The organism is Metabacillus indicus LMG 22858, from assembly GCF_000708755.2.
Lineage (GTDB): Bacteria > Bacillota > Bacilli > Bacillales > Bacillaceae > Bacillus_P > Bacillus_P indicus.
In genome coordinates this window covers 257,912-269,515 of record NZ_JGVU02000007.1, presented here as the reverse complement: position 1 = coordinate 269,515, position 11,604 = coordinate 257,912, and the positions used below count along the sequence as shown (strand labels likewise).

At 49.7% G+C, this 11,604-nt stretch carries 8 protein-coding genes; all 8 read left to right on the top strand.

Features of this window, described 5'->3' with window-relative positions; translation table 11 throughout:
- The first annotated feature begins 11 nt into the window (after positions 1-11).
- On the top strand, positions 12-2,237 hold the full coding sequence (locus AZ46_RS18690; protein ID WP_029285520.1) for an alpha-galactosidase: 2,226 nt from the start codon (positions 12-14) through the stop codon (positions 2,235-2,237).
- 3 nt (positions 2,238-2,240) lie between these two features.
- Positions 2,241-4,193 (top strand): beta-galactosidase, encoded by a 1,953-nt coding sequence (locus AZ46_RS18685; protein WP_029285522.1) that lies wholly within the window; start codon positions 2,241-2,243, stop codon positions 4,191-4,193.
- Positions 4,190-5,371 (top strand): galactokinase, encoded by a 1,182-nt coding sequence (locus tag AZ46_RS18680; RefSeq protein ID WP_029285524.1) that lies wholly within the window; start codon positions 4,190-4,192, stop codon positions 5,369-5,371. The genes AZ46_RS18685 and AZ46_RS18680 overlap by 4 nt, the downstream gene beginning before the upstream one ends.
- Positions 5,368-6,366, top strand: a complete 999-nt coding sequence (gene galE / locus AZ46_RS18675; protein WP_029285526.1) for a UDP-glucose 4-epimerase GalE — start codon at positions 5,368-5,370, stop codon at positions 6,364-6,366. The genes AZ46_RS18680 and galE overlap by 4 nt, the downstream gene beginning before the upstream one ends.
- The gene (galT, locus tag AZ46_RS22530; protein ID WP_081870242.1) at positions 6,363-8,903 is read left to right on the top strand and encodes a UDP-glucose--hexose-1-phosphate uridylyltransferase; all 2,541 of its coding nucleotides are present in this window, start codon (positions 6,363-6,365) and stop codon (positions 8,901-8,903) included. The genes galE and galT overlap by 4 nt, the downstream gene beginning before the upstream one ends.
- A gap of 36 nt (positions 8,904-8,939) precedes the next feature.
- Entirely contained in the window at positions 8,940-9,932 is a 993-nt protein-coding gene (locus AZ46_RS18665; RefSeq protein WP_029285530.1) for a LacI family DNA-binding transcriptional regulator, read from the top strand.
- Between the two features lie 344 nt (positions 9,933-10,276).
- On the top strand, positions 10,277-11,200 hold the full coding sequence (locus AZ46_RS18660) for a glycerophosphodiester phosphodiesterase (RefSeq protein ID WP_051865761.1): 924 nt from the start codon (positions 10,277-10,279) through the stop codon (positions 11,198-11,200).
- 97 nt (positions 11,201-11,297) lie between these two features.
- Positions 11,298-11,588 carry an Asp-tRNA(Asn)/Glu-tRNA(Gln) amidotransferase subunit GatC gene (gene gatC, locus AZ46_RS18655; RefSeq protein ID WP_029285534.1) on the top strand — a complete coding sequence of 97 codons (291 nt, stop codon included), beginning with the start codon at positions 11,298-11,300 and terminating at the stop codon, positions 11,586-11,588.
- The last annotated feature ends 16 nt before the right edge of the window (positions 11,589-11,604 follow it).

Here is an 11,604-nt window from a genome sequence, read left to right as displayed (position 1 = left end):
AGCATACTGCGATGCCTATATTCATGAATGAAGAACGCAACCAATTCCACCTTGCAAACAAAACGGTCAGCTATATCTTTCATGTGATGAAAAACGGGGAGCTTGGCCAGCTGTATTATGGAAAACGGCTGAATCACCAGCCTGACTTTTCCCATTTTGCCGCCTATCACATTCCGACAGCTGCGAGCTGTCATCCTTATAAGGATGATCCGGCTTTTTCCCTTGAGACAGTATGCCAGGAATATCCGGTGTACGGCACGAGCGATTTCAGAGAGCCTGCCATCTCCCTGAGGCATCCAGGCGGAAGTTCTGTCAGCAAGTTTGAATTTACATCTTTTGAAATAAAGGAAGGAAAAGAGCGGATTCCGGGTCTTCCTGCAACGTTTGCGAATGCAGGTGATGCAAGTACATTGATCATCTCGCTCACAGATAAACTGAGAAAGCTGACATTGAAGCTTTATTATACGATTTTCGAACACTCTGCATCTATTGCCCGTCACGCGAGTCTTGAAAACGAAGGGGAGCAGCCGGTCGATATTGAGCGAATGATGAGTCTCTCCCTTGATCTTTCAGACAGTGATTTTACGATGGTCCATCTTGCCGGAACATGGTCAAGAGAACGCCATTTAAAAGAACGAAAGCTTCAGACGGGTATCCAGTCCATCTCAAGCATTAGAGGCGCAAGCTCGCATCACCACAATCCGTATATGGCGTTTAAACGTGCAAATACAACAGAAACTTCCGGAGAAGCGTACAGCTTCCAGTTCGTATACAGCGGAAACTTTTTAGCGCAGGCGGAAGTGGATCACTACGATGCAGCACGCATCCAGATGGGAATTCATCCGTTTCAGTTCAGCTGGCATCTGGTCCCGGGCGAGGTGTTTCATACACCTGAAGCCGTTCTGACGTATTCTGATGAAGGGTTGAACGGGCTCACCCAGTCCACGCACGACCTGTTCAGGGATCACCTTATCGCGCCCGTCTGGCAGAAACGGGATCGTCCTGTTCTGATCAACAACTGGGAAGCTACGTATTTCGATTTTAACGCTGATAAGATTACAGCGATTGCAAAGCAGGCTAAAGAGCTCGGTGTTGAGCTGTTTGTCCTTGACGACGGCTGGTTTGGAAAACGCAATGATGATACAACTTCTCTCGGCGACTGGTTCGTCGATTTGAAGAAACTGCCTGAAGGCATCGATGCCCTGGCTGATGCGGTACGCAGCGAAGGGCTGAAATTCGGTCTTTGGTTTGAGCCGGAGATGATTTCTGAGGAGAGCGATCTTTTCAGCAGGCATCCTGAATGGGTGATTCATGATCCTGAGCGGCCGGTCACATACGGCCGGAATCAGTGGGTGCTCGATTATACGCGCGGCGAAGTCGTTGATTATCTGTATGAGCGGATGTCCTCCATCATCGAGTCGGCAAAGCTCAGCTACATCAAATGGGATATGAACAGAAACATCACGGAGGCTTACTCCGCAGCGCTTGGACAGGACCGTCAGGGAGAATTTTTCCACCGCTATATCCTCGGAGTCTATGAGTTATATGAAAGATTGACAGAGAAGTACCCGGACGTCCTGTTTGAATCTTGTGCAGGAGGCGGGGGCCGGTTTGATGCCGGGATGCTCTACTATGCACCGCAGGCATGGGCAAGTGATGACACGGATGCCGTTGAGCGCCTTAAGATCCAGTACGGCTCATCTTTTGTATATCCGATCTACAGCATCGGCTCCCACGTATCAGACGTGCCGAACCATCAGACGCTGCGCAAAACCTCGCTGAAAATGCGCGGGGATGCCGCCTACTTCGGCACGTTCGGCTATGAGCTTGATCCGAACAAAATGACAGAGGAAGAGAAGGAAGAAGTAAAAAAACAAATCGAGACATACAAGTCACACCGCACACTGGTCAGAAACGGCGATTTCCACCGGCTGATCAGCCCGTTTGAATCAAACGAAACCGCCTGGATGATTGTGTCCAAAGACCGTTCTGAAGCGCTTGTCGGCTGGTATCAGGTGCTTGCGGAAGCAACTCCGAAAAAAATCAGGACGCTGAAGCTTGCGGGGCTCGAAGCAGACAGCACGTACAGGGTGAACGGCGCTGAATACGGCGGAGATGAGCTGATGCAAAGAGGAATGCCGCTTCCTGTCCAGTACAACGGCGTCAATAAGCAGCTTGCAGAACGCAGCGGAGATTTTCAGTCACACGTATTTTACCTTACGAAAAATGGGGGATGAGACATGTATTTAGGCGTTGATTACTATCCAGAGCATTGGGATCCATCCCTGTTCGGCGAAGATATTGAAAAAATGAAGGAAATGGGCGTAAACATGGTGCGCATCGGCGAGTTCGCCTGGCACTTGATGGAGCCTGAAGAAGGAAAGTACGACTTCTCTTTTTTTGACGGAGTCATCAAAAGGTTTAAAGAAGAGGGAATCGCCGTTATGTTCGGCACTCCGACGGCTACGTTTCCTGCCTGGCTTGTCAAAAAACACCCTGATATTCTTCTTGAAGATGAACACGGCCATCCGAAATCTTTCGGGGGCAGAAGACAGTACTGCTATAATTCAAAAACCTATCAGACTTACTCTCTTGCAATCGTAGAAAAACTGGTCACACACTATCAGGATGAGAGCGGCATTGTTTCCTGGCAGATTGATAACGAGCTTGGCCATGAAGGCAGTGACATGTGCTACTGCGGCGGGTGCAGAGAAGCCTTTCACCGGTTTCTTGAGAGAAAATATGAAACGGCTGAGGAGCTGAACAAACGCTGGGGCACGATTTTCTGGGGGCAGACGTACAACGCATTCGATGAAGTCCCTGTCCCGAAACCGACAATTACGGTTCATAACCCGGCTATGATGCTTGACTGGGCAAGATTCAGAAGCGAATCTCTCAGCAGCTTCGCGAAAATGCATCTGAATCTCGTAAAAAAGCTGAAAGGCTCACATCAGGAAGTCACGACGAATCTTCCTGGCGGCTTTTTCGGAAAATGGTTTGACCATAACGAGTTTTCAAGAGAACTTGATTTCGTTTCCTATGACAACTATCCAGTATGGGGAGGACTGACGAAACCGGTATCGCCTGCTTTTCTGTCATTCACTCTAGGATTTGTCCGCGGCATCAAGCGTGAAAACTTCTGGATCGTTGAGCAGCTGATGGGTGCACAGGGACATGATATCATCGGCTACCTGCCAAGACCCGGCCAGGCGCAGCTTTGGTCCTATCATGCATTCGCACACGGGTGCAGCAACATGCTTTACTTCCGGTTCCGCGGCATGAACAGAGGGGCTGAGCAGTATTGCCTCGGCATTCTTGATGCAGACAACACGCGTTCCCGCAAATTTTACGAGGTGCAGGAAGTATTCAAAGAAGTCCGTAAGCATGAAGAGGTATTCCAGGCGCCGATTGAGGCAGATGTTGCCGTTCTTTATGACTTTGACAACGTCTGGTCAATGCGCATCCAGCAGCAGAGCTCGCAGCTTGAATTTACAAACGAACTGATGAGGCTCTATCAGCCTTTCCATGATGTAAATGTACCGGTTGACGTCCTGCGGTACGATCATGATTTTTCATCCTATAAAGTTGTGCTCGTCCCGGTGCTCACACTGGTTGACGACGAACTTGCCGCAAGACTGAAAGCTTTTGCTGAAAACGGCGGAACGGTGATTTTCTCCTTCCGTGCAGGCATGAAAAACAAAGACAACAATATCCCGTTCGGTGAAAAGGCACCTTATCAGCTGAAGGATCTGCTTGGAATTGAAATCGATGAGGCTGAGTCGCTTCACGGCGGCCAGCACGTCTCCATTGTTTCAGCCGACAGTAAAACAGAAGCGTCAGGCAGCGTATGGAGAGACCTTGTCCGTCCGGCAGCAGCGGAAACCCTGTATACCTACAGCGACCGTTTTTATAAAAACTATGCCGCTGTTACGGTGAACAAATTTGGGGAAGGAAAAGCCTATTACGTCGGAACCGGTGCAGAAGAAAAGGTGCTGGGTGAGCTTGCATTATCTGTTTTGAACGAGTCCGGCATCTCCTATATCGAATCAGCTCCGGGTGTCGAAGTGGTCATCAGAGGAGAGCATGCCATCGTCATGAACCACAATGATGAAGATGCGGTCTTTGAAGGAGAAGTGCTGCAGCCGTTTGAGACGAAAATTCTGGCACGGTCAAAAGGGGGACACACACAATGAATGCGGCTGAACTGGAAACATTATTCCAATCGACATTTGGAAGCGGGAGCTACCGCAGTTTTTTCGCTCCGGGACGCATTAACCTGATCGGGGAACATACGGATTACAACGGCGGACACGTCTTTCCATGTGCGATCACGTATGGAACGTATGCCCTTGCGGCAAAGCGTTCAGACCGAATGATTCGCATGTACTCCGTGAATTTTCCTGACAAAGGCATTGTGGAGTGCCCGCTTGACGATTTAGCTTACAGGTCCGAAGACGATTGGGCGAACTATCCGAAAGGCATGATAGCAGCCCTTAAGGAACGCGGATACGCCATCGAAGAAGGGCTGGACCTTTTAATCTACGGAAACATTCCGAACGGGGCAGGGCTTTCTTCATCCGCATCGGTTGAAATGGTCACAGGCGTCATGCTCGAAAAACTGTTCAATTTGAAAATCGACCGGATTGACATGGTGAAGCTTGGGCAGGTCGTTGAAAATCAATATATCGGAGTCAACAGCGGCATCATGGATCAGTTTGCCATCGGCATGGGGAAAAAAGCGTGCGGGATGCTGCTTGACTGCCAGACACTGAACTACCGCTATGCACCGATTGAGCTCGATCACCACGTAATTGTCATCATGAATACGAACAAACGGAGAGAGCTTGCTGGTTCAAAATACAATGAACGCCGCGGGGAATGCGAAGAGGCACTCCGTATTCTGCAGGAAAAAGTGCCTGCGCAGTCACTTGGCGAACTATCAGCTGAAACGTTTGAACGCTATGCATCCGCAATCAGCAGTGAGACCGTCCGTAAGCGCGCGCGTCATGCTGTGAGCGAAAATGAGCGGACGATTCAGGCTCTCGAAGCGCTTGAAAGGAACGACCTGTATACGTTCGGCGAGCTCATGAACGCGTCCCACCGCTCCCTTCGCGATGATTACGAAGTAACAGGAAAAGAGCTTGATGCATTAGTGGAAGCTGCCTGGAAACAAAACGGCGTCATTGGCGCGCGGATGACGGGAGCAGGCTTTGGCGGCTGTGCGATTGCCATTGTAGAGAAAACGGCGGCTGAAGACTTTTTAAGAGAAGTAGGCCGTGCATATCTCTCTGAAATCGGCTACGAAGCGTCCTTTTACATCGCAAACATCGGGGACGGAGCATGCGAAATCGAATTGGGGGTTCACATATGAGCGTATTAGTTCTTGGCGGGGCCGGCTACATCGGCTCCCATGCCGTCTACCAACTCATCGGCCGGGGGATCGACACGGTTGTGGTCGACAATCTGCAGACCGGGCACAGAAAAGCCGTTCACCCTGAAGCAAGCTTTTACGAAGGGGACTTAAGAGACGAATCCTTTTTAAACAGCGTTTTTGAAAAAGAGACTATCACCCAGGTGCTGCATTTTGCTGCAAGCAGCTTAGTGGGCGAATCAGTGGAAAAGCCGCTCAAATATTTCCGGAATAACGTTTACGGGCTCCAGGTCCTGCTTGAAGTGATGCAAAAGCACGGTGTAAAAGAGATTGTCTTTTCGTCTACGGCAGCTGTTTACGGCGAACCGGAGACTGTTCCGATTACGGAAACCGAACCGGCAAACCCGACAAATCCGTACGGCGAATCCAAGCTGATGATGGAGAAAATGATGCGCTGGTGCGAGCAAGCATACGGCATCCGTTATGTGTCTCTCCGCTATTTCAATGTGGCGGGCGCGCGGGCAGATGCTGAAATCGGCGAAGATCACACACCTGAAACACACCTGGTGCCGATTATCCTGCAGGTGGCGCTCGGACAGAGAGAGCACATCTCGATCTACGGAGATGATTACCCGACGCCTGATGGCACATGCATCCGTGATTACGTTCACGTAGAAGACCTGATTGATGCACACCTTCTTGCCTTGAACTATTTGAGCAGACAAGGGGAGAGCACCATTATCAACCTCGGCAGCAGCCGCGGCTTCTCAGTCAGCGAGATGATTCGGGAGGCGCGCGAAGTGACGGGCCATCCGATTCCTGCTGCCGCCGCACCTCGCAGAGCAGGCGACCCGAGCACGCTCGTCGCTTCATCTGGTAAAGCAAAAGCCATTCTCGGCTGGGAGCCGGCGCGAACAAACATCAAAACGATTTTGCAGGATGCGTGGAACTGGCATCAAACAAAACCACACGGATATGGAGAGGATTCCAGATGAACATGTCTTCATTCGTCAATCAATTAACAGAGCAAGCCATCCAGAAAAAATTCATCACAGACAGAGACCGCGTGTACGCACGGAATCAGCTGATCGGACTGCTTGGGATTGATGCCTATGAAGAATGCGGTCTGCCTGAGACTCTATTGACAGTTCCGGATCTCCTGGACGTTTTGGTTGAAGACGCAGCCAGACGCGGGGTGGTTGAGGGAACCTTTGATGAAAAAGAAAAACTGTCTGCAGGCCTGATGAATGTCTTTTTAGATAAACCATCCCACATTCAGCAGACATTCGAAGAATACTACAGCCTGTCGCCTGAAATTGCGACCGATTACTTTTATAAACTCAGTCAGAACAGCAATTACATCCAGACAAAACGGATTGCGAAAAACATCCATTACAAAACCCCAACTGAGTACGGGGAGATTGATATCACCATCAATCTCTCAAAACCGGAAAAAGACCCGCGCGACATTGCAAGAGAGAAGGCTGCCAAAAACGATGCAGCCTATCCGAAATGCCTCCTTTGCGCAGAAAATGAAGGGTACGCGGGGCGCATAGGCCATCCGGCACGCGCCAATCACCGGATTATTGAACTTTCGCTAGAGAGCGAGAAGTGGTATTTCCAGTACTCTCCGTATATTTACTACAACGAGCATTCCATTGTTTTATCAGGAGAGCACCGGGACATGAAAATCAACGGGGACGCCTTCAGGAGGCTGCTTGCGTTCGTTGAGCAGTTCCCGCATTATTTCATAGGTTCAAACGCAGATCTTCCTATTGTCGGCGGCTCGATTCTATCGCATGACCACTATCAGGCAGGGCGCTATTCATTTGCGATGGCGGAGGCACCGGATGAAGCAGTATTTGAAATTCCGCATTTTCCTGATGTGTCGTTCGCAAGAGTAAAATGGCCAATGTCTGTGCTGCGTCTGCGTTCTGCGGACAAAGCCCCGCTTGTTGAGGCAGCAGAGCACGTGCTGAATACGTGGAAAACGTACTCGAACCGTGAGGCGGATATTCTGGCCTTTACAGGAGATGAACCGCACCAGACGGTCACACCGATTGCCAGAATGCGCGGCGGCGAGTTTGAGCTTGATCTTGTTCTGCGCAACAACCGAACGAGCGAAGAGCACCCGATGGGCATTTTCCATCCGCATGCGGACCTCCATCACATCAAAAAAGAAAATATCGGCCTGATTGAAGTCATGGGACTTGCTGTCCTTCCGGAGCGGCTGAAAAACGAACTTCAGCAGATCGAAGCTCACCTGCTTGGTGAAGGCGGTTCTGTTCCTGAACACCACCTCCAATGGGTCAATCAGCTGCAGGCCAAATACGGAACTTTTGAAAAGAAAACGATCGATGCTGTCCTGAAAAAAGAAGTTGGCATAAAATTCAGCAGGGTTCTGGAGGATGCGGGCGTTTTTAAACGAACTATTGAAGGGAATAAGCATTTTAACCACTTTATAGAGTGTTTAAAACAGAGAGGAACGATACGCATGAACATCCTTCACGAAACGATTCTCAAGCATCCGCAGCAAAACATTGAGAAATACACCCTTGAAAACAGCCAGGGATACTCAGTCAGCTTCCTGAACCTCGGCGGGACCATCACATCCATTATGGCACCAGACAAAAACGGAACCTTTGAAAATGTTGTTCTCGCATATGACCACGCGGAACAGTATCTCGAAAATCCGTATTACCTCGGTGCTCTGATCGGTCGCGTTGCCGGCCGCATTCAGGACGCGCAGCTTGGTCCTTACAAGCTTGAGGCAAACGAGGGGGAGCACCAGCTGCACGGCGGTCCGCACGGTTTTCACAGTGTTTACTGGAACGTCAGGACGGAAAAGCGGGATGATGCAGCTGTTGCTGTCCTTACACACTTCAGCAGGGACGGAGAGGGCGGATATCCCGGCAACCTTGACGTGCAGGTGACCTACACGCTTGACTGCGACAATACGTTTACGATTGACTATGAAGCACGGTCTGACAAGGATACGTGGTTAAGCCTGACAAATCATGCGTATTTCAATCTGTCTGCAGACAGCGGGCGGGACGTGCTCGGCCATGCGCTTCAGCTGAATGCAGAAGGCATCGCAGAAATGGACGAGGATCAGCTCCCGACAGGAAAGTGGATTCCTGTAAAAGACACCCCGTTTGATCTGAAAACTGGTAAACTGGTAAGAGAAGCAGCAGAGTCAGACAATCGGCATATTATTAATGCCGGAAACGGGTATGATCACCTTTTTCTTCTTGAACAGCGCGACCTTAACCAAATCATCGTTCAGGAAGAAGAAAGCGGCCGGAAGATGACGGTGCAGACGTCAGAGCCTGCAGCGGTCATTTATACGGCCAACAAAATGGACACGGTGCATCCGCTGAAGGCGGAACAGGCTAAAGGGCCATATGCGGCAATCTGCGTTGAAACGCAGCGGATTCCGGAATCACTTCTAGTGCCGGGGCTGCATACTCACAGGCTTGCAGCACATGAAGCGTACAGATCCAGAACATCATTTACATTTGGATTGGTTTAAACAAGAAGATATTGAGTGAACAAAGGGGTAAGGTATATGGCGGCTACAATTAAAGATATAGCTGAAAAAGCGGGTGTTTCCATTGCGACAGTTTCAAGGGTACTGAATTTCGACGAAACGCTGTCTGTCGGGGACGAAACGAAAAAACGCATATTTGAAGTGGCCGAGGAACTGTCCTATAAAAAGCGGAAGACAAAAAAAAGCCTCGTGCCGAAGATTGCAATCGTCCACTGGTACACAGCCCTTGAGGAGCTGAATGACCTCTATTACATGTCAATCAGACTTGGCATTGAGGAGCGGGCGAAGCATCACAACCTTCAGCTTGCGACTTACTTTTATGATGACTTTGAAGAGATCAATCAGGACCAGCTGCAGGGCATCATTGCTGTAGGCAAATTCAGCAGGCAGCAGGCAGAGGAATTCAAAAAAGCGGCCCGCAACGTCGTCTTCGTTGATTCAAGTCCGGATTCAGAACGCTTTGATTCGGTCATCGTTGATTTCGAGCGGGCAACGGAACGCGTCCTCGATCACTTTATCGCAAAGGGCCACACGCAAATCGGCTATATCGGCGGCCGCGAAACCTACCGTGAGCATACAGAAAAGCTTGACGATCAGCGTGAGGAAACGTTCATCAAGTACATGGGAGAGCGGAACATGCTGCGCGAGGACGCTATTTTCATCGGCGCCTTCACCGTTCAGGACGGCCACCGCATGATGTCAGAAGCCATCGCGAAGCTTGGCGACAATTTGCCGACCGCCTTCTTTGCAGCCAATGACAGCATCGCCATCGGCAGCATCCAGGCCCTGCACGAAAAAGGCATTCGCGTGCCCGAGCAGGTCAGCATCATCGGCGTCAATGACATCAGTGTCTCAAAGTACATCTTCCCATCACTGACCACAGTCAAAGTCTACACCGAAGTCATGGGCGAAACCGCCGTAGACTTAATGGTCGAACGCATCACTGAACGTAAAATCGCCAAACAGGTGACGATTGCAACGAAGCTGAAGCTGCGCCAGAGCTGCAGATAAGACGTTTAATTAAACGTTTGTTTAAAAGGGAAAACACCGCGTGCGGTGTTTTTTTATTGTGAATCAAAGGAATGCGTGAGTATATTGGATGCGTTTGGGAATTTTCAAGTAAATGTGCCTAGCCGGCAAGTAAAACAGAATCTCCGGCAAGAAACCTCGCTTAAGCGGCAAGTAAAATTTAATAGATGGCAAGTAAATCTTTAAAAGAGGCAAGTAAAGCCTGAAAATTCTCAGGTAAACCGCACACCGCCGATGAAACAGGGCTCAATTTAACTAAAATTTAATACATAATCAAAGCTCCTCCATGATATAAAGAAATGACAACGACAATGGAGGTCCAGCCTATGCAACCAATACCTCAGCCCGACAGGAAAAAGAAAACCGCACTCAATATTTCCGCTGTCATCCTCATCACCGCACTGCTCTTTTTTGTCATCATTCAATTCATCCCTGTCACTCAAACGGAAAACCAGACGTTTCTCAAAAAAGGGAACCGGCCGCTCATCATTGCTCACCAGGGCGGTGCCGGCATGGCGCCCGGCAATACGATGGCTGCTTTTTCGCTGTCTAAAAAGCTCGGAGTGGATATGCTGGAGATGGATGTTCATCTTTCTAAAGACGGGGAGGTGATCGTCATTCATGATGACACTGTCGACAGAACCACAAACGGTACGGGAGCTGTCAAAGACATGATGCTAAACGAACTGCAGAAACTCGACGCAGGCTATCATTTCATCGGTCCGGACGGAAGCTACCCTTACCGGAACAAAGGCATCACAATTCCTTCCATGGATGAAATCTTCAACGCGTTCCCCGGCTATCCCATGACGATTGAGCTCAAAACGGACGATCCGGCATTAGCAGACAAAATGGCAGATCTAATCAGAAAGCACAACATGAGCGATAAAGTAATCATCGCCTCCTTTTACGACGATGCACTGGAGTACTTTATTGAAGCAACGGACGGGACGGTCCCTGTCAGTCCTGCCCAAGGAGCCACGCGGAATTTTGTCATCGCCCACAAACTTTACTTAGACCGCATCGTTCCTATGGAAAAATACACAGCCGTCCAGATCCCGATGGAGGCAAGCGGTATGAACCTTGCGACAGAACGCCTGACAGAATCTCTCCACAAGCGCGGCATCGCGGTCCAGTACTGGACAATCAACGACGAAGACAGTGTCCGGAGGCTTGTGGAGATCGGTGCAGACGGCATTATGACAGATCATCCGAACATTGTGAAGAAGGTGCTCGATCAGGAACTGTAGAAAACCCGAATAATCACGGCCTTTTGTTGCTTTAATGCAATGACTTTTGTTATCATCAGAGTATTGTTTACACGAGATTTATCGGAGGTGGAGCCCCATGTCACGCATTTCAAAAGAAGAAGTGAAGCACGTTGCAAATCTTGCACGTTTAGCGATAACAGAAGAAGAAACGGAAATGTTCACAACGCAGCTCGATGCGATCATCACGTTCGCCGAGCAGCTGAATGAGCTCGATACAACTGGCGTAGAGCCGACAACACACGTCCTTGAGATGAAAAACATCCTGCGCGAGGACAAAGCAGAAAAAGGATTGCCGGTTGAGGACGTTGTGAAGAACGCTCCTGACCATAAAGACGGATACATCCGCGTACCGTCAATCTTAGAATAGGGAGGGAAGCAGCGCT

Coding starts and splice junctions, on each gene's coding strand:
- AZ46_RS18690 (WP_029285520.1), top strand. CDS start 12: ATGCCTATATTCATGAATGAAGAACGCAACCAATTCCACCTTGCAAAC.
- AZ46_RS18685 (WP_029285522.1), top strand. CDS start 2,241: ATGTATTTAGGCGTTGATTACTATCCAGAGCATTGGGATCCATCCCTG.
- galT (WP_081870242.1), top strand. CDS start 6,363: ATGAACATGTCTTCATTCGTCAATCAATTAACAGAGCAAGCCATCCAG.
- AZ46_RS18660 (WP_051865761.1), top strand. CDS start 10,277: ATGCAACCAATACCTCAGCCCGACAGGAAAAAGAAAACCGCACTCAAT.
- galE (WP_029285526.1), top strand. CDS start 5,368: ATGAGCGTATTAGTTCTTGGCGGGGCCGGCTACATCGGCTCCCATGCC.
- AZ46_RS18665 (WP_029285530.1), top strand. CDS start 8,940: ATGGCGGCTACAATTAAAGATATAGCTGAAAAAGCGGGTGTTTCCATT.
- gatC (WP_029285534.1), top strand. CDS start 11,298: ATGTCACGCATTTCAAAAGAAGAAGTGAAGCACGTTGCAAATCTTGCA.
- AZ46_RS18680 (WP_029285524.1), top strand. CDS start 4,190: ATGAATGCGGCTGAACTGGAAACATTATTCCAATCGACATTTGGAAGC.